Origin of the sequence: Microbacterium barkeri (assembly GCF_027921765.1) — a bacterium.
Classification (GTDB): Bacteria; Actinomycetota; Actinomycetes; order Actinomycetales; family Microbacteriaceae; genus Microbacterium; species Microbacterium barkeri.
In genome coordinates this window covers 1-20,614 of record NZ_BSEJ01000006.1, presented here as the reverse complement: position 1 = coordinate 20,614, position 20,614 = coordinate 1, and the positions used below count along the sequence as shown (strand labels likewise).

Annotated in this window: 15 protein-coding genes; 9 read left to right on the top strand and 6 right to left on the bottom strand. The window is 69.8% G+C overall.

Features of this window, described 5'->3' with window-relative positions; genetic code table 11:
* Positions 1–10 precede the first annotated feature (10 nt).
* Entirely contained in the window at positions 11–769 is a 759-nt protein-coding gene (locus PKE79_RS07575) for an SDR family NAD(P)-dependent oxidoreductase (RefSeq protein ID WP_271173080.1), read from the bottom strand.
* A gap of 156 nt (positions 770–925) precedes the next feature.
* Between PKE79_RS07575 and PKE79_RS07570 the strand changes: the two genes are divergently transcribed.
* A complete protein-coding gene (locus tag PKE79_RS07570; protein WP_271173079.1) occupies positions 926–1,675 on the top strand; it encodes an enoyl-CoA hydratase/isomerase family protein in 750 nt (249 codons plus the stop codon).
* On the opposite strand, the gene PKE79_RS07565 is transcribed toward PKE79_RS07570, so the two are convergent.
* Entirely contained in the window at positions 1,672–3,258 is a 1,587-nt protein-coding gene (locus PKE79_RS07565; protein ID WP_271173078.1) for an alpha-amylase family protein, read from the bottom strand. The two genes, PKE79_RS07570 and PKE79_RS07565, sit on opposite strands and share 4 nt — an antisense overlap.
* A gap of 347 nt (positions 3,259–3,605) precedes the next feature.
* Here PKE79_RS07565 and PKE79_RS07560 point away from each other — a divergent pair, with 347 nt between their 5' ends.
* The 5 genes from PKE79_RS07560 (at position 3,606) to PKE79_RS07540 (ending at position 10,196) form a co-directional block, all read left to right on the top strand.
* Positions 3,606–4,943, top strand: a complete 1,338-nt coding sequence (locus PKE79_RS07560; protein WP_271173077.1) for an ABC transporter substrate-binding protein — start codon at positions 3,606–3,608, stop codon at positions 4,941–4,943.
* 75 nt (positions 4,944–5,018) lie between these two features.
* Positions 5,019–6,014 carry a carbohydrate ABC transporter permease gene (locus PKE79_RS07555; protein ID WP_271173076.1) on the top strand — a complete coding sequence of 332 codons (996 nt, stop codon included), beginning with the start codon at positions 5,019–5,021 and terminating at the stop codon, positions 6,012–6,014.
* 13 nt (positions 6,015–6,027) lie between these two features.
* Positions 6,028–6,849 (top strand): carbohydrate ABC transporter permease, encoded by an 822-nt coding sequence (locus tag PKE79_RS07550; RefSeq protein WP_271173075.1) that lies wholly within the window; start codon positions 6,028–6,030, stop codon positions 6,847–6,849.
* Between the two features lie 79 nt (positions 6,850–6,928).
* Complete coding sequence (locus PKE79_RS07545; RefSeq protein WP_271173074.1) at positions 6,929–8,971, top strand: DUF5005 domain-containing protein; 2,043 nt, start codon at positions 6,929–6,931, stop codon at positions 8,969–8,971.
* A gap of 160 nt (positions 8,972–9,131) precedes the next feature.
* Positions 9,132–10,196, top strand: a complete 1,065-nt coding sequence (locus PKE79_RS07540; RefSeq protein ID WP_271173073.1) for a glycoside hydrolase family 183 protein — start codon at positions 9,132–9,134, stop codon at positions 10,194–10,196.
* A gap of 444 nt (positions 10,197–10,640) precedes the next feature.
* Here PKE79_RS07540 and PKE79_RS07535 read toward each other — a convergent pair whose 3' ends face one another.
* Genes PKE79_RS07535 through PKE79_RS07520 form a run of 4 tightly spaced genes read right to left on the bottom strand, consistent with a single transcriptional unit; the run spans position 10,641 to position 15,166 of the window.
* Positions 10,641–11,198 carry a GNAT family N-acetyltransferase gene (locus tag PKE79_RS07535; RefSeq protein WP_271173072.1) on the bottom strand — a complete coding sequence of 186 codons (558 nt, stop codon included), beginning with the start codon at positions 11,196–11,198 and terminating at the stop codon, positions 10,641–10,643.
* Positions 11,195–12,826, bottom strand: a complete 1,632-nt coding sequence (locus PKE79_RS07530) for a glycoside hydrolase family 183 protein (protein ID WP_271173071.1) — start codon at positions 12,824–12,826, stop codon at positions 11,195–11,197. Before PKE79_RS07530 ends, PKE79_RS07535 begins: the two co-directional genes overlap by 4 nt.
* On the bottom strand, positions 12,826–14,022 hold the full coding sequence (locus PKE79_RS07525; RefSeq protein ID WP_271173070.1) for a DUF4185 domain-containing protein: 1,197 nt from the start codon (positions 14,020–14,022) through the stop codon (positions 12,826–12,828). The genes PKE79_RS07530 and PKE79_RS07525 overlap by 1 nt, the downstream gene beginning before the upstream one ends.
* A gap of 4 nt (positions 14,023–14,026) precedes the next feature.
* On the bottom strand, positions 14,027–15,166 hold the full coding sequence (locus PKE79_RS07520) for a glycoside hydrolase family 172 protein (protein ID WP_271173069.1): 1,140 nt from the start codon (positions 15,164–15,166) through the stop codon (positions 14,027–14,029).
* A gap of 121 nt (positions 15,167–15,287) precedes the next feature.
* Here PKE79_RS07520 and PKE79_RS07515 point away from each other — a divergent pair, with 121 nt between their 5' ends.
* The 3 genes from PKE79_RS07515 to PKE79_RS07505 all read left to right on the top strand — a co-directional run bounded on the left by PKE79_RS07515 (position 15,288) and on the right by PKE79_RS07505 (position 20,458).
* Positions 15,288–16,277 (top strand): LacI family DNA-binding transcriptional regulator, encoded by a 990-nt coding sequence (locus PKE79_RS07515; RefSeq protein WP_271173068.1) that lies wholly within the window; start codon positions 15,288–15,290, stop codon positions 16,275–16,277.
* 108 nt (positions 16,278–16,385) lie between these two features.
* The gene (locus PKE79_RS07510) at positions 16,386–17,903 is read left to right on the top strand and encodes an FGGY-family carbohydrate kinase (RefSeq protein WP_271173067.1); all 1,518 of its coding nucleotides are present in this window, start codon (positions 16,386–16,388) and stop codon (positions 17,901–17,903) included.
* Positions 17,900–20,458 (top strand): GH116 family glycosyl-hydrolase, encoded by a 2,559-nt coding sequence (locus PKE79_RS07505; RefSeq protein ID WP_271173066.1) that lies wholly within the window; start codon positions 17,900–17,902, stop codon positions 20,456–20,458. Before PKE79_RS07510 ends, PKE79_RS07505 begins: the two co-directional genes overlap by 4 nt.
* The last annotated feature ends 156 nt before the right edge of the window (positions 20,459–20,614 follow it).

Sequence of the window (20,614 nt, the reverse complement as noted above, 5' to 3'; positions counted from 1 at the left end):
GGGGCCGCGATCACCGCGGGGGCATGCGGATCGCGCCGTCGAGGCGGATCGTCTCGCCGTTGATCATGGCGTTCTCGACGATGTGCGCCGCGAGCGCCGCGAACTCCTCGGGGCGCCCGAGGCGCGCCGGGTGCGGCACAGCGGCGGCGAGCGACGCGCGCACCTCGTCGGGCAGCGACGCGAGCATGGGCGTGTCGAACGTGCCGGGGGCGATGGTCGCGACGCGGATGAGCTTCGACGCGAGATCGCGCGCGGCGACGAGGGTCATGCCGGCGACGCCCGCCTTCGACGCCGTGTAGGGGATCTGGCCGATCTGCCCCTCGAACGCCGCGACCGACGCCGTGAGCACGCACACGCCGCGCTCGCCGTCCTGCGGCTCGTTGCGGGCCATCCGCGCGGCCGCGAGGCGGAGCACGTTGAACGTGCCCACGAGGTTCACGCGCACGACCTGCTCGAACGCCTCGAGCGATCCGGGTGAGCCGTCGCGCTCGACCAGCCGGACGGGCGTGATGCGCCCGGCGCAGTGCACAAGCGCGCGCAGGGGGCCGCGGGCCTCAGCGGCGTCGAGGGCGGTGTCCACCTGGGCGGCGTCGACGACATCGGCCGGCGCGAACGTGCCGCCGATCGCGGCTGCCGCCGCCTCTCCGGGCGCGCCAGGAAGGTCGACGACGACGACGTGCGCCCCCGCCTGCGCGAGACGCCGCGCGGTCGCGAGACCGAGCCCCGACGCGCCTCCCGTCACCACCGCCGATGCGCCAGCGAGCTCCATCGCCCCACCCCGCTCTGTCTCGTCCGAGCGCCTGCGGCGCCGTCGTCTGCCTGGCTCGACGCTACCGGCGAAGCGCGCGGGCGGGAAGGGCGGGCCGGATGTCCGTGGCAGGATGGCCGGGGCCGCGTCGCCGAGGACGCGGGAGGGAGGAAGCCGATGGACGCCGTGCTGCTCGAGGTCGCCGATGCCGTCGCGACGATCACGCTGAACCGGCCGGAGCGGCTCAACGTGCTCGACATCGAGATCGCCGAGGCGCTCGCGGACGCCGCGCAGCGCGCCGCCGTCTCCGACGCCGAGATCGTCGTGGTCACCGGCACGGGCCGCGCGTTCACGGCGGGCGGAGACGTGCAGGCGATGGCCGCGGCCGACGACCGCTCCGCCTTCATGCTCGACCTCGTCGGGGCGGCCAACCGCGCGATGACGGCGCTGCGGGCGGTGCGGCAGCCCGTGGTCGCACGCGTGAACGGCATCGTCGCGGGCGCCGGGATCGGCATCGTGCTCGCCGCCGACATCGCGATCGCCGTCGACACGGCCACGTTCACGCCGGCGTACGGCGCGATCGGCCTCGTGCCCGACTGCGGCGCGACCGCACTGCTGCCGCGCGCCATCGGCGAGCGGCGTGCGCGCGACCTCCTCCTCACCGGCCGCCGGATCGACGCCGCGACGGCGCTCGAGTGGGGGCTCCTCACCCGGGTGGCGACCACCGAGGAGCTCGACGCATCCGTCGCCGACGTGCTCTCGGCCATCCGGAGCGCGGGTCCGACCGCGCCGTCCGCGACGAAGGAGCTCCTCGATCTCGACGGATCGTATGCCGACGCGCTCGCCGCGGAGCGCGCGGCGATCGCGCGCGAGGCCGCGACGCCGTTCGCCGCCGCGCGCCTGGAGGCGTTCGCCCGACGCGGCTAGGGCGTGTCCGACTGCTGCAATCGCCGTGCGGCCTCGCGCTGCGCGGACCCATCGCCGCCCGCGTAGGCGATGACGGGAAGATGCCCGCTGATCCGAGCCGAGGGCGCGTAGGTGCGGAAACCCTGCTCGTGCACGCCGGTGCTTCCGCTCCCGGGCGTTCCGTCAGCGAGGTGGGCGGTCGTCCGCGCGACCTCCGTGACGAGGCCGGGCGCACGGATGTCGCGCTCGATGCCGAGCCACTGCTGGCTCATCGGGAAGAGGGCGGTCATGGCGTCCCACCATCCCTCTGACACGAGGAGGAGTTCGGGATGCCGCGTCCGCAGCTCCGCGGTGAGCGCGCGATAGCCGTCATACAGCGGGTTCCGGGGGTCGTCGAACCAGAACGACGCGGTGTCGAAGAACGCGGCGTCGACGCCGTAGCGTTCGACCGTGCGCGACACGGCCTCGACGAGGTGCGCGCGGAAGCGCGGCTCACCCGGGTTGAGGAACACCTGGTCGCCCTCGGGATGGCGGTCGCCGTCCCAGTCCGGCGCGTTGAGCAGCACCGGGTAGCGGTTGCTGGGGTTGCGGATCGCGGCGTCCTGCCAGTCCGGATAGCGGAGGACGCTCGCGCCGTTCGCGCCGAACATCGGCATCACGCGGTAGCCCAGCGCGTGGGCGCTCTCCACGAGCGCTGCGAACCCCACCTCGCCCCCGAGGTCTTCTCCGGGGGCGTAGTTCGGGTACTCGAAGTAGTACCGGCCCTCCCACCCTGGCACGTACACGAGCACTCGGGACGGGTCGACGTCGTCGGCGAGCTCAGTGAGGAGCCGCGTCATGTCGGCGAACGTGTGGAAGACGTGACCGGTCCAGTGCTGCCCGTGCAGCGTCACGACGAGGTCGAGGTCACGCGCCCAGTCGGGCACGTCTGGCCGGTCGGGCCAGGACGGGATGCCGAAGCATTCGCGTGTCGCCCGCACATGCGCGTCCAGGTCTCGCTCGGCAGCCGCGGCATCCGTCCCGATCGCGAGGCGGATCGGCGGGACCGACACGCGCGAGCTCCACTCGGACGCCGGCACGGCGTGCACGACCTCCACCTCCGTGCCCTCGCCGTACGGCGGTGAGGCGACGTGGAGCACGGCCCCTGACACGACGCGCGAGCGGATCGACAGCGATACCGCGCCGGCCGCCGCCCAGCGGGTGGCCCACGACGGGCCCGGGTACGACCATTGCAGGGGCGGCTGCTGCGTCGTCCCGCGCGGCGTCGTCGGACTCCACCAGCCCTGTGCCAGATCGTCGGCGGGCAGGCCCCGGAGGATGAGCTTCACGGACTTGACGGGTTCGCTGTGTGCCACCTCGATGTGGAAGACCCACCCGTTGTCGTCACGTTCGATCCGGACGGTGGTCTGTCCGGCGTCGAATCGGCGCTGCTGCCCCAGCTGTGCGTAGCGGAACGTCCAGACTCCCGGCTCGGTGCCGCGGTCGACGCCGTCGAGGCCGTAGCCGTTGCGCGTTGTGAAGACCTGCACCGCCCACCGGATGCCGCCACCGCCATCTATCGGAAAGTAGGGGTCGCGCGGGTCGAAGCTGAGATCGTCGTGCATGTCGTCCTTTCCCGCGAGAGCACGTGAGGCTCGTGCGTATCGCGGCAAGCCTACCTGAAATCGATTTCGTGGAAGACGATACTGCGCTCTGCAGTCGGATTCGCGTGCCGTGCTCTTGTCCCGCGCGCGGTCGCGCGGCACGCGACGGCCGTCTGGATCGCAGGTCGCCGAGGCGGGCCGGGGGTCGGGATCGACGCCCGTTGCACATGAAATCGATTTCGTCTAACCTGGCCCGAGACGCGATCAGCGACGATCTGCGAGGCTGCCGACGGGCGCGTCAGACCGGGCTCCCTGACCGGCCAACAAGCTCCGACTCACCGAAGAGTCGTGTTCCTGAGGAGGGACGAATGCACAAGAGAAGCAGCAGGCTCATGCTCGCCGCCGTCGCGGCGGCGGCGACGGGCACGCTCCTGGCCGGCTGCGCCGGCGGAGGCGGTGCGCCGACCACGGAGGACGGCAAGACCAAGGTGATCTTCTGGCAGCAGCAGTTCGAGGACTACCAGCAGGCGTGGTTCAAGGAGCAGGTCAAGGAGTTCAACGCGCAGAGCGATGACTTCCAGATCGAGCACCTCGTCGTACCCGCTGACACCTGGGACCAGAAGCTCAAGGCCGCGCAGGCGGCCGGCAAGGCGCCCGACGTCAAGACCACGAACTACGGCAGCATCAAGCCGATGCAGGCGAACGGTCAGCTCGCCGACCTCACCGCACTCATGGACGAGTCCGCGTTCGACGACATCGCCGAGAACATCGCGCCGTTCGTGACCGTCGACGAGGGCGTGTACGGCTATCCGCTGCTCGTCGAGCCTTCGACTGTGCTCTTCTACCGTGCCGATCTGCTCGAGGCGGCCGGCATCGACGCGCCGCCGACCTCGTGGGACGAGCTCGTCGAGGACGCCCGCACCCTCACCGCTGACGGCGTGCTCGGCATGAACGTCGCCCAGACCGCCAACGACCTGGGCTGGTCGAGCTGGGGTCTGCAATACAACGTCGCGGGCGACCTGCCGCTGCGCGGCGACTGGTCCGAGGCATCCGCCATCGACCCGGCATATGAAGAGCTCGCTGAGCTGTACCAGACGCTCTACCAGGAGAAGCTCATGCCGCAGGAGGCGACCTACGGGTACGCCGACTGCTCGTTCTTCGGCGAGGGCAAGGTCGCGATGAGCGCGTGCGGCTCGTGGGCTCTTGGTCAGATCTCGTCCAACCCCGACTGGGCGAACGTCTGGGAGAACACGCGTGTGGCGCCGTTCCCATCGCACAACGGCGACACCACGCTGCCGACCTCGACGCTCGGCGGCTGGACGCTGACCGTCGACTCGAAGTCGAAGGCACAGGAGGGCGCCGCGGAGTTCGTGCAGTGGCTGCTCGCCGACGACATGGACCGCCTCGTGGATTTCTTCACCGCGACCGGCTTCTCGAAGTACCCCGCGCGCGTCTCGGTCACCGAGGCTCTCGCCGAGACCGAGGAAGCCAGCGCGAGCCCGTTCCTCGCCACCATCACCGAGCAGATCGTTCCCTACGCCAAGGCCGAGCCGGCCTACCCGTGGGACGTCAGCCTCGCGTTCGCGACGGCGATCGAGAAGGCGATGAAGGGCAGCGACATCCCGGCGGCCTTCCAGGAGGCGCAGGCCGAGATCGAGGACGTCATCAAGAAGCAGAAGCTGGCGGGAGCCGGGTCGGGAAGCTGACACCGGACGGTGGGGCGGATGCCGCGGCATCCGCCCCACCCGCCTGACACCCCACACGAGTCGAAGGAGACCGCCATGACGATGTCGCCGCAGACGACGACGCACATGCGCACCGCTGCGAACGTCGCGTTGCAGCCCGAACCGCCCCTCACGGGGCGCCGCCGTCGCCGTACACGCGAGCGCATCAGCACGCACCTGATAGCCAACCGGACCGCGTATCTGATGATCGCGCCGATGGTGATCCTGCTGGGCATCTTCGTGTGGTGGCCCCTGATGTACTCCTTCTATCTGTCGACCTTCGAGATCAGCTTCTACGAGGACCCGGTCTTCGTAGGGCTGCAGTTCTACCAGTACGTGCTCGAAGACCCGCAGTTCTGGCGCTCGATCGGCATCGGCGCCATGTATGTCGTCTATACGGTGCCCGCGATCATGATCATCGCGTTCCTGATGGCGAGCTTCATCCGCACCTGCGGCATCCGGCTCGCCGGGATCCTGAAGACGACCGTCTACATCCCCACGGTCGTGTCTGCCGTGGTCGCGTCGATCGTGTTCATCTTCATGTACCGCGCGGACGGCGGCATCATCAACTGGCTGCTGAGCTTCGTCGGGCTCGGGCCGTACGCGTTCCTGTCCGACCCCAGCCTTGCGCTGCCGGCGATCTCGATTCCTGGCATCTGGCTCGCGTTCGGAATCACGACGCTCATCATGCTCGCGGGCATGTACGACATCCCGCAGAGCTACTACGAGGCCGCTCAACTCGAGGGCGCGAACTACGTCCAGCGGACCTTCTTCATCACGGTCCCGCTCATGAAGAACGTGCTGCTCTACCTGCTGGTCACAGCGACCATCGCCGGCATGCAGCAGTTCGAGCTGCCGCTGGTGATGACGGCCGGCGGTCCCACGAACTCGACGATGACGCCGAACCTGTTCATCTTCAACACGTTCAAGGACCCGACGCCCTACGCGACGAGCTTCTCGCTCACCGCGGCACTCATCCTCTTCTTCGTCCTCGGCACGATCAGCGTCCTCATCTTCCGGCTGATCCGCTCCGACAAGGCGATCGACGCGTAGGGAACCACGACACATGAAGACTTCCACCGGGCGCCGGGTCGCCACCTACCTCCTCGCCGCGCTCATCGTGATCAGCACGATGCTGCCGCTCGCCTGGATGCTGATCTCGGGGTTCAAGGGCAAGAACGAGGTCGTGAAGACGCCGTTCCAGTTCTTCCCCGAGATCTGGATCTGGCAGAACTACATCGACATCCTGCGCGACCCCGCCTTCGTGCAGGCCATGGTGCTCACCTTCATCGGCGCGATCATCTTCACGCTGCTGAGCCTCACCGTGAACTCGTTCGCCGCGTACGCGTTCGCGCGCCTGGACTTCCGGTTCAAGCGGTTCTGGTGGATCTACTGCATCACGCCGATGTTCATCCCCGGCATGGCCATCCTGCTGACGTCGTTCGTCGTGGTGTCGAACCTCGGGATGCTGAACACGCTGGCCGTCCTGATCATCCCGGGCGTGGCCGCCGCCGCGCAGATGTTCTTCATCCGCCAGTTCTACCTGAACACCCCGATCGCGATCGAGGAGGCGGCGCTCATCGACGGCGCCAGCCGGTGGCGCATCTTCTGGTCGATCTTCATCCCGCAGTCGCAGGGCGTGTTCGTGGTGGTCGGCGTCGGCTCGTACCTGGCGTACTGGAACGCGTACGTGTGGCCGATCCTGACGATCCAGGACCCCGGGCTTCAGCAGATCATGCAGTACCTCGCCGGCTTCCGCTCCGAACGGGGCAACGAGTGGGGCCTGCTGATGGCGGGCTCGACCCTCGCTGCGCTGCCGACGATCATCCTCGTGCTCATCTTCCAGCGCTACATCGTCAACGGCGTGCGCCTGGCGGGCATGAAGTAGCCGGGCGCCTCGCAGGCGTGACTGAACCGGCGAAGACCTCCTCCACACGGACGTGGAGGGTGAAAGGGAAGGCGCGAACATGCGAAGAGGACGAAGGAACGCCGCAGCGCTCGCGGCGATCGGCGCGCTGGTGATCGGCGCGGTCGCACCGACGGGTGCTGCAGCCGCGGCCGCTCCGGTCGCGACCGCGGCGGTGACGCCACCGCCGGCCGACCACTCGCCGGCGGTGCTGGTCAGCAAGATGACCGGACCCAAGTCGCTCAGTGCGACTGACACGCGGTGGCGGGTCACGGGCACCGACCTGGGCATCATGTGGGACAACGGGCACGGCGAGATCCTGACGGCGTTCGGCGACACCTTCGGCGATTGGGGCGGACCCGGCGGCGGGGGCGGAGACTGGCGCTCGAACGTGCTGCTGCGCAGCACCGACACGGACCTGTCGGACGGCATGAGCTTCGACTCGGCCGTCGAGGACGCGCCCGGGCACGCCGGCGAGCTCATCCCGTCGCTCAAGGTGAGCGGGGTCGAGATGACCACGATCCCGACCGCCGGCATCGCGGTCGGGGAGCGCCAGTACATGGCGTTCATGTCGGTGCGCCAGTGGGGTCCTCCGGGCGAGTGGGACACCAACTTCAGCCGCATCGCGTACTCCGACGACAACGGCGAGACGTGGAACTCGACCGACGGCCCGGAGTGGACGAATACCGCCGACGGACAGCACCCGTTCCAGATGGTCGCCTTCGAGCGCCACGACGGCTACGTCTACATGTTCGGCACGCCGAACGGGCGGCTCGGCGCGGCTCATGTCGCGCGTGTGCCCGAGGCGCAGATGCTCGACAAGGCGGCGTACTCGTACTGGAACGGCTCGTCGTGGGTCGTCGGCGACGACACCGCGGCTGTGGCGATCGTCCCGCCCAACGTGGCGGAGCTCTCGGTGCAGTACAGCGAGCACACCGGCGGGTGGCTCATGACCTACCTCGACGAGAACCTCGACATCGTGCTGCGCACGGCGCCCTCGCCCGAGGGGCCGTGGAGCGAACGGCAGCGCCTGGCGAGCTTCGCCGACTACCCGGGTCTTTACGGGGGCTACATCCACCCCTGGTCGGAGGGCGGCGACCTCTACTTCGCGCTGTCGCAGTGGGACCCGTACAACGTGTATCTCATGCGTGCCGAGATCGATGAGAACGGCACCGTCGTGAATCCGAACCTCATCCAGAACGGCGGGTTCGAGCGTGCCGCCGACGACACGATGCCGACGCCGTGGGCCTGCACCGGCAACTGCGGCATCGACGACAACCACTCGTGGGCGCATGGCGGCTCGAAGCAGGGCTGGATGCGCTCCAACACCGGATGGATCGACATCCACCAGGACGTCGCCGTCGAGCCGAACACCACGTACACCCTCACCGGTTTCGTCGTGACGGGCGGAACGCCTGCGCCCGGATCGATCGGGGTGCGTGATCTCGGGGCCGGCGCGGTGACCATCGCCGAGGCATCCTTCGAAGCGGTCGGCGCCTACACGCGCTACGAGGTGACCTTCCACAGCGGTGACCGCACCGAGGTGCAGGCGTTCGTGGGCACGGACCTGAACGGCGACCGCTGGGTGCAGGTCGACGATCTGTCGCTCGTGAAGGCGAAGGAGCAGGTGCCGGGGCTGTCGGTGGCGGTCTCGTCCGACCCGACGGCCGGCAGCGAGGTCGTGCGCGACGACGTCGTGAGGTACACCGTCACGGCGTCGACCGACAGCGCGGCGTCCGAGCAGGTCGACCTCGCGGTCGACCTCGCGGGTCTCGTGGATGACGCGACGCTGGATGCCGCGTCCCTGAGCTCGTCGCACGGCTCACCGGTGCTCGACGGATCGACCCTGCGCTGGGCCGGCGCGATCCCGGCCGGCGAGACGCTCACGGTCACGTTCGCCGCGACGGTGCGCCGGGATGCGTCTCGCACCGACTCGGTGCTGACGGTGACCACGTCGGCGACGGGCGAGCGTGCGATCCTCACGTCGTGCGACGGCTGCGAGCTGACGCTGACCGCGGTGCACTACGACCCGCGGCCGCCGCGCCCCGAGTTCCCCGACATGCCGGGCAAGCCCGAGAAGCCCGGCAAGCCTGGCGCGGTCTGAGGGAACCGGCACGCCCGCCGCAAGATCCACCACGGATCTGACGGCGGGCGTGCCGTACACGCCGGCTCCGACGCGGCGCCGGCACCACCGGCGCGGCGGACATCCGCTCGTCGCGCCTTAGCGAGACGAGAGGTCGCACTCAATGAAGACCACACCCCGCTTGACCCGCAGGACCCTGTTGCAGGGAGGCGCCGCGCTCGGCGCCGCCCTGGTCGCCTCGACGGCCGCGCCCGCCGCGGCCGCGGGCCCGCTGTCGGTGTCGAGGATCAAGGTCCTCGCCGGCACCCAGAGCCCCGTCCAATACGGAATCGGGGCGACCGACCTCGGAATCCCCGCCCGCACGCCGGACGGCCGCATGCTGTTCATGTTCGGCGACACGTGGGCCGACACCGTCGGCGGAACGAACTGGCGCTCGCCCGTCGCCCTGTACTCGTCGACGACGAACCTCACCGCGGGGGTAACATTCAACGGCTGCGCGGGCGCCGGAGCGAACACCCAGGGCACCGCGCCGCAGCTCTGGTACTACCCGCATGACGGGTACTTCACGACCGTCATCCCGTCCGACGTGATCACCATCGGCTCGCGCATGTACCTGCACGCGATCGTCAACGGCCCGCAGTTCGGCGCCGTGCGGTGGACGGAGCTCTGGAAGTCCGACGACAACGGCGCGACGTGGCAGCACACCGGTCTGCAGTTCCCCGCCGACATGGCCGGCGGGCGGTTCCAGTGCATCACGTGGGGCGAGGGCAACGACGGCTACGTGTACATCTACGGCACCGGCTTCCAACGTGACAAAGGGATCGTGCTCTACCGTGTGCCCTCGCACAGCATGACCTCGCTGTCGGCCTATCAGGCGTGGGGCTGGGACGGTTCGTGGGGGTGGGGCAAGCCGGTGACCGAGGTGCTGCCGGGATCGTTTGGCGAGATGTGCCTGCGTCCGCTCGGCGGCAAGTGGATCCTGGTCTGGTTCAACGCGGCCGCGTACCGCATCGACGCGATGGTGCTGAACACGCCGACTGACAACCTCTACACCGCGCCCAAGACCACCCTGCTCACCGGCACGAGCTGGGGTGCAGAGGATGCCTCGCACGTCGCCCAGCTGTACGGCGGGTACATCATCCCGGGGTCGACGCTCTCGGATCTGCACCTCAGCGTGAGTCAGTGGAACACGGCGAACAACAGCGTGTACCACTCCGAGCAGTTCCGTATCCAGGGTCTCGTCTGACGAGCCGCCCGCACCGCACCGGCGGGGTGCGGTGCGGGCGCGCCAGCTTCTGACGTTCGCGCCGTCGCAAGACGGAGCGAGCGTCGGAACATACCGCGCACGGTCGCCGCGCACTGCCGCGGCTGCACTATGCGGCAGCGGGCGCAAGCGACTGCAGCGCACGGGAAGCGCGGCGCGTGCCGACTCAGTCTCGCGAAGAGACGATCGAGGGAGTTCGATGATCTTTGCGAGGGCGTCGATGCCAACCGAGCCCACACCTCAGGGCGGGTGGCCCGAGTGGGTGTTCCGGGCGCCGTACGTCGCTGCGCGACACCCGCAGGCCACGGATGCGCCCCTGTCGGATGGAGCCAACTGTCAACGCCATGCGTACGCGGTGCTTGCGTTATTCGGTCGGGTGGTCCCGCCCCATCGGTCGAGCGAGCTGTGGGCGGATCCTGCGATGATTCACCCCGGCCTGGATGACGTGAGCGACCTCGATCTGGTGCTCTTCAATGCAGACACCTCGGCGTGGGGCGCACACGTAGCCGTGGTTCTCGGAGATCGACTCCTGCATCTCAGCGAGGAGGTTGGCGTGCCAGCCCTGACCGAGACACCACGCCCGTCGGGCATATACCCGCGCTGCACATACGTCCGCTGAGCAACGCCGTAGTCGGCGTAAAGGCCGACGCGTAGCCCCACCGCCGCGCAGCGCACGGCGGCGAGATCCTCAACCGCTGACAGCAGGGCACCGCCGGCGCCCACGCCACGTTGCTCGGGGATCACATTGAGATCCTTAATCTCCGGCAGACCTTCCCGAGCAAAGGGTTCGTACGTCGATTCCCACTCCAGCAGGCAGTATCCGGCGACGGCGTCACTGACGTACGCGACAACGAGTTCGACCTCTCCACCCGCCTGCCGGCGTAGATAGTCGGCGAACAGCTCTGGCGGCTTGGGCCACGATCCAAAGGCGACGGTGAGACGTTCGATATCCGAGGACGTCGCTGTGACCACACGCACACTCATCCGTGCTCCTCCCCAGACACCAGCCACACCTCGAGCTCGGCGATCGACGTGTATCGCAGGTGGCCGCCGGGCGTCCCGGTGATCCGCACGCCGTCGGCGCACACCTCGGCGAAGTCGAACACGTACGCGTCCTCTTCGAGCGCGGTGTAGGCGTTCCTATACGGCGGAGCGACGGATGTCTCGACCGCCCGCCACTCGCCGTCCACGCGTACCTCGAGGCGGGGCCCGTCGGCGAACCATCCGCCCATCGAGTCCTGACCGCCGGGCACGTACACGACCCGGTCGAAGCGCCGCGGCGAAGGCCACTGGTAGCCCCACACATCCTCGCCGGCGCCGGGACCGCGCGAAGAGTCCTCGACGAGGTCTCGGCGGCCGTCGTTGAGCACCGACGTCTGCCCGTCCGCGACGCGTGAGACCAGCGGCCACGTGTCGGGCGACAGCGCGAGGTTGCCGTCGGAGTCGGGGGCGACGGCATCCGTTCCCGGATCGAAGCGCACGCGACGCAGGCCGAAGGTGTACGCGCGCCCGCCCCGCGATGCGGCACCGAAGAACCAGTTGCTCTGCAGCCACAGGTCGCGCCCGTCGGCCGACAGGAACTTCGACGGCGTCGTCGGCGCGTACCCGCCGTGCTTCGCGAGAGGCGACATCGGGCCCTGCCATGGGAAATGCCCGTAGTCGGCCGAATGCAGGTGCCGCCACGGGCCCCACGGCGCGGGCGCTTCGTAGAACTCGTGCGTGTACTCGCTCCACGATGAGTACAGGTACCGGCCGAGGCCGGGGTTCCAGACCACACCGCCCTGCGCGATCGCGGTGAAGCCGGCGCGACCGCCGTACGGCGCAGGTTCGGGGTACATCACGCGCTCGTCCTCGAGCACCGGCGACTTCTCGCCGATGTCGTGGCTCCAGCGCGGCATCCCGTCGTCGTCGTGTCCCGTGAAGAATTGCCACACCGACCGGTCCTGCATGGATGCCGCGGGCACCCGCGCGAGGAACAGCGCTGTCGGATCGGGCACGATGCGCGTGAACGACGTGCGCCAGTTGCCATCGATCCCGTATGCGTACACCCACGGGCTGCCGCCGTTCGAACGCCCGAGATCGAGGAACATCACGGTCGTGAAGACGTGGTCCGTGAACAGCGGCTCGGCCGGCCACGTCCACGTCCGCCCGTAGTCGGCGGAGCGCACAACGGTCGCGGTCGGCGCTTCGTCGAAGATGCCGGGCTCGTCGCCGCAGCGCAGGTCCTGCACGGCGAGGTACAGCTCGTCGCGGCCGTCACCGTCGCCGTCGACGGCGACCATGCCGGTGGGCTTGCGGTTGAACCGCGGTGGGTCCCACGTCGGGGCGACCTCGTCGCCGGCAGCGATCGGCGTGCCGGTCAGTCCGGCCTGCGGCATCCCGTCGACACGGCCGACCAGGATGTCGTGCCAGCCGTGTCGTGCGAACCCCGTGCCGTCGCCGGCGGCCGTGTAAAGCCCGTCGTCGTCGGCCCACGCGGAGGGCCAGAGGTCGCCGTCGCCGTCGGCCCATACCGTGTTCGCTTGGTCGACGTGGGCGACGCGCAGGCGCAGCGGGGCGGCACCCGGATTCACCGGCGCGCCGTCGACGACGGGGAACGCGGATGCCGACATCACTCGCTCGGTGAGATCCACAGGGGCCGCAGCCCGAACCAGTACGACGACATGCCCGCGGGCGCGCACGGGCACACGTTCGACTGCACCCACATCGACAGGTTGTCGTCCGAGAGGAACTTCGACGGGATCGTGGTGGCGTAGCCGCCGTAGCGCTCGTCGGTCCACGGGTACGGGCCGAAGTCCTCGCTCAGGAACAGCGTCCACGGTCCCCACGGTGTCGGCGCCTCGTAGAACTCGAACGTGAGCTCGGTCCACGACGCGTAGATGTACCGGTCGAGCTTCGGCAGGTACGTGACGCCGCCCTGCGAGATCACGGTGAGGTTCTGCGCGCCGACCGTCTGTCCGTCCTCCGCCGCAGCGTTTCCCGGGTGCTGAAGGCGTTCGTCGACCAGCACCGGCTGCTTCGCCGCGATGTCGTCGGTCCACGTCGGCTCGGCGTCGCCAGGCTCGCCGGCGTAGAACTCCCAGGCCGAGGCATCCTGAATCGAGTCGACGGGCACGCGCGCGAGGAACAGCTCCGTCGGATCGGGCACCGAGTCGTCGAACGAGTCGCGCCAGTTGCCGTCGAGGCCGTACGCGTAGGCGTACTCGGAATCGGGCGCGTGCTCGGCGTCCCTGCCGTAGTCGGCGAACCATACGGTGGTGAAGACGCCCTCGTCGAACATGGGCGCCGAGGCATCCCACGTCCACGTCCTGCCGTGATCGTCGCTGCGCGCGATCGTCGCCGCCGGCGCTTCGTTGAAGTCGAGGCGTAGATCCTGCACGGCGAGGTAGATCGTGCCGTCGACGCACAGCATGCCCGTCGGCTTGCGCGTGAAGCCTTCCCCCGACCAGACCTGGCCGACGTCGTCGCCTCCCGCGAGGAACTCGCCCTCGAGGCCGTTCTCGTCGCTCGGCGACCCTGTGATGCGGTTGACCGCGATGTCGAAGAACTCGTTCCCGAATCCCGCGCCGTCGCCGTTCGCGGCGTAGAGGGCGTCGTCATCCGACCAGCAGCTGGGCCACAGGTCGCCGTCCGAGACGCCGACGGCGGTGACCGCGTCGCCGACGCTCGCGCGAAGCGAGGCGCCCGGGAGTGGGTCGCCGAACGTCACACCCGGAGGCGGCGAGGCCTGCGCGCACGCCGTGAGGGCGAGGACGGATGCCGCGACCCCGGCGATCGCGCCACGCGCCCTCCTGCGGAGAGCCGGCACGCGCTCAGTCCTGGGGTGCGCGCGGAGGAGTGGAACCGAGGTCGGGGACCGGGGCGGTCCCTAGGTGCACCTCCATGTCGTCGGCGGTCGGCGTCTGGGGGCGACGTGCGGTGGGCCGGTCGAGGTAGAACAGCGCGGTCGAGGCGATGTCGTCGCGCAGCGGGAGGTAGCGCCAGCCGCTGCGCCAGCCGAGCGCCTGGATGTCGACCTTGGGGATGCCGGTCGCGAAGAAGATCGGGTCGAGCAGGTGCCAGCGGTACATGCCGAACCGCTGCTGGCTGACGTACAGGCCGTCGGGGCGGATCACCTGGGGCATGCCGAGGTACGGCGTCGAGAACTCGGTGTAGCCCTCGCCGGGGATGTCGAAGTTCCATGCGCCGCCGAAGTAGTCCTCGGTTCCGGTGCCGCAGATCGTCGGATAGTCGGTGTCGTCGTCGAGGTAGAACTTGATCTCTCCCTCGCCCCACCAGCCGTTCGAGTTCACGCCCCACGCGATGTACGTGCCGACGTACTGGCCCTGGCCCTCGATGCCCTCGAGGATCGTGTGGGGCACGAGCTCCTCGAGCGGGTTCGAGCGGCGCCACTGGGCGTGGAAGTATCCGTCCTGCGAGTAGTCGCCGCCGATCTCGTACGTCACCTGGTAGTAGACCCGGACGTCGACGACGGACGTGTTCTCGATCGTGAGGCGCGCCCCCGAGCGGAACGGCATCGGCCAGTACGAGTTGAACCCGCCGTGTGGGTTGGCGGCGATCGCCTGCGAGTTCACCTGGGCGAACACGCCCCAGCCGTTGCAGAAGAAGTCGCCGTACGGCACCTCGACGGCCGGTGCCTCCGAGCCGTCCCAGTAGGCGCGCAGGATCAGCGTGCGCCAGTTGTCGGTGTGCGTCGTGATCCAGATGTGCGTGATCTTGCCGGCGCCCTCGATGTTCGCGAGGTCGAAGGTCTCGCCGGCCTTGATGTCGACGCTCGGCGAGATCTTCCAGCCCGGCCCGAGATCCCGCGCGCAGGAGGCGCCCGTGCCCTCGGTGGCTCGCCCGCCGCCGCCGACGGCGCCGTCGAAGTTCTCCGGCGAGATCGATCGCGTCTGCAGGCGGCGCAGGCCGGCGATCGACGAGAGGTCGGGGGAAGGGAAGGGGGAACTCATCGGGGCAGCACATCCTCGTGTCGGCACGCCGAATCGCGGCGCACTTTTGGAATCGATTTCAACACTGTATGGTTGGCAGACCGGCATGTCAACGAGGCCGGGCGCGCGGGAGCGAGGTGCCATGGCCACGATCTATGAGGTCGCGAAGCTCGCCGGCGTGTCGCCGGCCACGGTCTCGCGGGTGTTCAACGGCATGGGCGTCTCGGACGAGAAGGCGCTCGCCGTGCGCGAGGCTGCACGCGCGCTGCGGTTCACTCCCAACCGCACGGCGCGCACGCTGCGCAAGCAGGCGTCCGAGGTGATCGCCCTCGTGATCCCTGACATCGAGAACCCGTACTTCACCGAGATGGCGCGCGGCGTCGAGGACGTCGCGTCGCAGGCCGGATACTCCGTCGTCCTGTGCAACACCGACTCGCAGATCGAGAAGGAGGCCACCTACCTCCAGATCGCGATCTCGGAGCATATGGCGGGTGTCATCCTCGCCGCGGCGTCGGACCACACGAACCTCGACGATCTCATGGCGACGGGGCGTCCCGTGGTCGCGGTCGACCGCGGCACCGGCTACGACATCGACGGCGTCGTGATGTCCAATCGCACGGCAGGCCAGGCCGCGACCGAGAACCTCGTGCAGTCCGGGTACCGCCGCATCGCCTGCATCACGGGGCCGCAGCACATCGAGACCGCGTACGAGCGCGCGCAGGGCTGGCGTGCCGTGCTGGCGCGGCACTTCCCCGACGCCGACGCCGACGAGCTGCTGCGCTACTCGACCTTCCGTGTCGACGGCGGACGCGAGGTCATGGAGGAGCTGCTGGCGCTTCCCGAGCCGCCCGACGCGGTCGTCGCCGGCAACAACCTCCTCGGGGTGGGCGCCATCCAGGTGCTCACCGAGCATGGGCTGACGCCGCCGAAGATCGGCGTCGCGGTGGTCGGCTCGCTGCCCTTCACGACTCTGTCGCCGACCGCGGTGACGGTGGTGCGGCTGCCCGCGCGCCACATGGGCGTCACCGCGGCCAAGATGCTGCTCGAGCGCATCAACGGTGACAAGCAGCCTGCGCGCACGGTCGTGCTGCGCAACGAGGTGCAGCCGGCGCGCTCCTCGCTGCGAGTCTGACGGGGCCGTCCGCCTTCAGCCCCACCCCCGTTTTGCTCGGTTGAGCATGAAATCGATTTCGTCTAGAGTGAACGCATTCGCAGGCCCTGTCATGATCGAGGAGGATCGATGACCGTCCGTTGCACGCTCGGTGTGGACATCGGCACGTCCAGCAGCAAGGGCGTGCTCGTCGACGCGTCGGGGCGGCTGCTGGCGACGGCATCCGTCGCCCATGACGTATCGCGGCCGCGACCGGGACATGTCGAGATGGACGCCCACGTCTGGTGGGACGAGTTCGTCGAGATCTCGCGCGAGCTGATGAGGACCGCGCGGGCCGAGGGCATCGAGCCCGACGTCGCCGCGGTCGGCGTGAGCGGCATGGGCCCCTGCGTGCTGCTGGCTGACGAGCACGACGAGCCGGTGCGTCCGGCGATCCTCTACGGCGTCGACATGCGCGCCGGCTCTCAGATCGAGCGCATGACCGCCGCGCTCGGTGCCGGCGAGATCACTCGTGTGGGCGGCTCGATCCTCACGTCACAGGCCGCGGGGCCCAAGATCCAGTGGATTGCGGAGGAAGAGCCCGAGTCGTTCGCCCGCGCCCGCCGGCTGTTCATGCCGGCGTCGTGGCTCGCACGCCGCCTCACCGGCGCGTACGTGCTCGATCATCAGTCCGCGAGCCAGGTGTCGCCGCTGTATGACGTCGAGGCCCTCGCGTGGCACGCGCCCTGGTGGCGGCGGTTCGCTCCGGGCATCGAGGCGCCTCCGCTCGCCTGGCCCGGCGACGTCGCCGGAGGGGTGACGGAAGCTGCGGCCGCCGTCACCGGCATCCGGGCCGGTACGCCGGTCATCGTGGGGACCATCGACGCGTGGACCGAGGCGGTGAGCGTCGGCGCACACGAGGACGGCGACCTGATGCTGATGTACGGCACCACGATGTTCCTCATCGCGACGGGGTCGCAGACGCTGCGCACGCCCTCGATGTGGACCACGGTGGGCGCCTTCCCGGGCACCCGCAACCTCGCCGGCGGGCTCGCAACCTCCGGCGCGCTGACCGACTGGTTGAAGGACCTCACCGGCGCCGACTACCCGACGCTCCTCGAGGAGGCCGAGGAATCAGGTCCCGGAGCGCGCGGCCTGCTCATGCTTCCGTACTTCGCCGGCGAGCGGACACCGATCCTCGATCCCGACGCACGCGGTGTGGTGGCGGGGCTCACGCTCGACCACACGCGCGGCGACCTCTACCGCGCCGCGCTCGAGGCGACGGCGTTCGGTGTGCGGCACAACGTCGAGACCATGCGGGCGGCGGGCGCCGACATCCGCCGCATCGTCGCCGTCGGCGGCGGCACGCAGGGCCAGCTGTGGCTGCAGATCGTGTCGGACGCCACGGGGCTCGTGCAGGAGGTGCCGCGCACGACCATCGGCGCGAGCTACGGCGCGGCCTTCCTGGCAGCGCGCGCCGTGTCGGCTGAGCCGCCGCGGATCGGCGATTGGAATCCGGTCCAGACGGTGGTGAACCCCGACCCCGATCTCGTCCCGCGCTACGACGAGCTCTTCGAGCGGTACGCGCGGCTCTGCGAGAGCACGAAGAGCCTCGTCCACGAGCTGGCTGCGGATCAGCGCCGCGTGCCCGCGGAGGTCGCGGCATGAGCCGGCGCGCTCGCGGCATCCCGCATACGGCGGAGCGCGCGGCGTTCCCGCTCGGCGGCGTCGGCACGGGAAACGTGTCGCTCGGCGCGCGTGGCGAGCTGCGCGACTGGGAGCTCGAGAATCTTCCCGACAAGGGCCGCGTCAACCCGTACTCGTTCTTCGCGATCCACGCCGCGCCCGAGGGCGGCACCGCCGTGACGCGGGTTCTCGAGGCCCAGATCACCGGGCGTCGCGACGGGGACGCGGGCTATCCCTTCGAGCGGCAGGCCGGCCTTCCGCGCCTGCGCGGCGCGACGATGCACGGCGAGTACCCGGTCGTCGACATCGACTTCCACGACGACACTCTCCCCGTGGAGGTGTCGCTGCGGGCCTTCACCCCGCTCGTGCCCCTCGACCCCGACGCGTCGGGCATCCCCGCCGCGGTGCTGCGCTACCGCGTGACCAACCCGGGCCCGACCCGCGCGCGCGTGACGGTCGTCGGCAGCATGAGCCACACCGCCGGCCGGGGCGACGGCCCCTTCGGCATGCGCGCACAGCAGACCGTGCGCTGGCGGGACGAGAGCGGCGTGCGGGGGCTGGATTTCGGCATCCGTCTTCCCGAGGACGACCTCGGCTACGGCACCCTCAGTCTCACAACGACGGATTCCTCGACCACCGCCAAGCCGCAATGGGTCACCGGGTTCTGGCCCGACGGGCCCCGCCTGTTCTGGAACGACCTCACCGCCGACGGCCTGCTCGAGCCCGAGCCGCGTCCGACGCTCGAGGACCGGCCGCGCGGACTCTTCGCGGACTCGGCGCCCGAACCGGACAGCGCGATGACGGAGGAGGAGCTGCTCGACACGCTCCCGCGCCTGCGCACGGGCTCGCTCGGCATCGTCCACGAGGTCGCGCCAGGTGAGAGCCGCGACTTCGAGTTCGTGCTGGCGTGGAGCTTCCCGAACCGTCACCGATCGTGGCGCGGTCACATCGTGGCCGATGCGCGCGTCCCCGACGAGGGGGTCATGCGCAACCACTACGCAGGGCTCTGGCCCGACGCGTGGGCGGCGGCATCCCACCTGCATCGTGAGCTTCCCGCGCTCGAGGCGACGACGCTCGCGTTCGTCGAGGCGCTGTACGGCGGCACGCTCGACCCGGTGATCGCCGACGCCGTCGGCGCGAACATCGCCGCCGTGCGGTCGACCACGGCGTTCGTCGTCGACAGTCCGAACCCCGAGCTCGGCGCGGGACCTGTCTTCGCCGCGTGGGAGGGGTCGTTCGACCACGGTGGATCGTGCGAGGGAACGTGCACGCACGTGTGGTCGTACGCGCAGACCGTCGCGTGGCTCTTCCCGTCGCTCGAGCGCAGCGCTCGACGAGTGGAGTTCCTGCTCGAGACGGATGCCGAGGGGGCGCAGAAGTTCCGCAGCAACCGCGTCTTCGGCGGTGAGTCGTGGTTCATGGGGCCCGCCGTCGACGGGCAGCTCGGGACGTTCCTGCGGCTGCACCGCGAGTGGCGGTTCTCGGGCGACGACGACTTCCTGCGCGAATCGTGGCCGGCCGCCGTGCGAACCCTCGAGCACGCGATCCGAGAGTGGGACCGCGACGGCGACGGGCTCCTCGACGGCGAGCTGCACAACACGTACGACATCGAGTTCCACGGGATCGATCCGCTCGCCAACGGCATGTTCGCCGCCGCACTCCGGGCCGGCGCCCGCATGGCCGCGCACCTCGGCGAGACCGACCGTGCGGCCGATTGGCTCGACCGCGCCGATCGCGCGGCGCGCGGAATGGACGAGGTGCTCTGGAACGGTCAGTACTACCGCCAGGTGATCGGCGATGTCGACGCGCATCGCTACCAGTACGGCGACGGTGTGCTGTCGGATCAGCTGCTCGGGCAGTTCCACGCGTGGATCAACGGCCTCGGCGACCTGCTGCCGCGCGAGCGGGTGCGCCGCGCGCTGGGCGCCATCGTGACGCACAACCACCGCTCCGACCTCACGGCGCACGAGAGCACGCAGCGCGTCTACGCGCTGAACGACGAGGGCGGGCTCCTGCTCGCCTCGTGGCCGCTCGGCGGGCGTCCGGCGATCCCGTTCGTCTACTCCGACGAGGTGTGGACCGGCGTCGAGCACCAGGTCGCGGCGTCGCTCGCCTACGCGGGTCTCGTCGACGAAGCCCTCGAGGTGGAGCGCACGCTGCGCGCACGGTACGACGGCACGACCCGCAACCCGTGGAACGAGATCGAGTGCGGCAACCACTACGCTCGCTCGCTCGCGTCGTGGGGCCTGCTGCTCGCCTTCACGGGCGCGCAATGGGATGCGCCGACCCGGACGCTCGCGTTCGATCCGATCGGTGACGAGCCCTTCCGTGCCGCCTTCACGACCGGCCAGGCATGGGGCCGCGTCGACATCAGCGGCGACGACATCGTGCTCCACGTCGACGGTGGCCGGCTCGACCTCGACCGGCTCGTGCTGCGCGGGTGCACCGCCTCCGGTCCTCTCATCGTCGCGGCGGGCGACAGCGTCGCCTGCGCCGCCACCCCGATCCCAGACCCTTCACCCCAGGAGATGCCATGACGACGTATACCCTCCCGCCCGCGCGCGAGCGCGTCACCGCCCCGCCGAAGACCGCCTACCTCATCGCGTCGGGCGATCTGCGCGAGTCCGCGAACGTCGCAGGATGGCCCACGCAGGTCGCGCTCGAGTCCGCGGTGACGCGCGTGCTGAACGACC

Coding starts and splice junctions, on each gene's coding strand:
- PKE79_RS07575 (WP_271173080.1), bottom strand. CDS start 769: ATGGAGCTCGCTGGCGCATCGGCGGTGGTGACGGGAGGCGCGTCGGGG.
- PKE79_RS07560 (WP_271173077.1), top strand. CDS start 3,606: ATGCACAAGAGAAGCAGCAGGCTCATGCTCGCCGCCGTCGCGGCGGCG.
- PKE79_RS07530 (WP_271173071.1), bottom strand. CDS start 12,826: ATGTCGGCATCCGCGTTCCCCGTCGTCGACGGCGCGCCGGTGAATCCG.
- PKE79_RS07505 (WP_271173066.1), top strand. CDS start 17,900: ATGAGCCGGCGCGCTCGCGGCATCCCGCATACGGCGGAGCGCGCGGCG.
- PKE79_RS07570 (WP_271173079.1), top strand. CDS start 926: ATGGACGCCGTGCTGCTCGAGGTCGCCGATGCCGTCGCGACGATCACG.
- PKE79_RS07520 (WP_271173069.1), bottom strand. CDS start 15,166: ATGAGTTCCCCCTTCCCTTCCCCCGACCTCTCGTCGATCGCCGGCCTG.
- PKE79_RS07535 (WP_271173072.1), bottom strand. CDS start 11,198: ATGAGTGTGCGTGTGGTCACAGCGACGTCCTCGGATATCGAACGTCTC.
- PKE79_RS07510 (WP_271173067.1), top strand. CDS start 16,386: ATGACCGTCCGTTGCACGCTCGGTGTGGACATCGGCACGTCCAGCAGC.
- PKE79_RS07550 (WP_271173075.1), top strand. CDS start 6,028: ATGAAGACTTCCACCGGGCGCCGGGTCGCCACCTACCTCCTCGCCGCG.
- PKE79_RS07555 (WP_271173076.1), top strand. CDS start 5,019: ATGACGATGTCGCCGCAGACGACGACGCACATGCGCACCGCTGCGAAC.
- PKE79_RS07515 (WP_271173068.1), top strand. CDS start 15,288: ATGGCCACGATCTATGAGGTCGCGAAGCTCGCCGGCGTGTCGCCGGCC.
- PKE79_RS07565 (WP_271173078.1), bottom strand. CDS start 3,258: ATGCACGACGATCTCAGCTTCGACCCGCGCGACCCCTACTTTCCGATA.
- PKE79_RS07545 (WP_271173074.1), top strand. CDS start 6,929: ATGCGAAGAGGACGAAGGAACGCCGCAGCGCTCGCGGCGATCGGCGCG.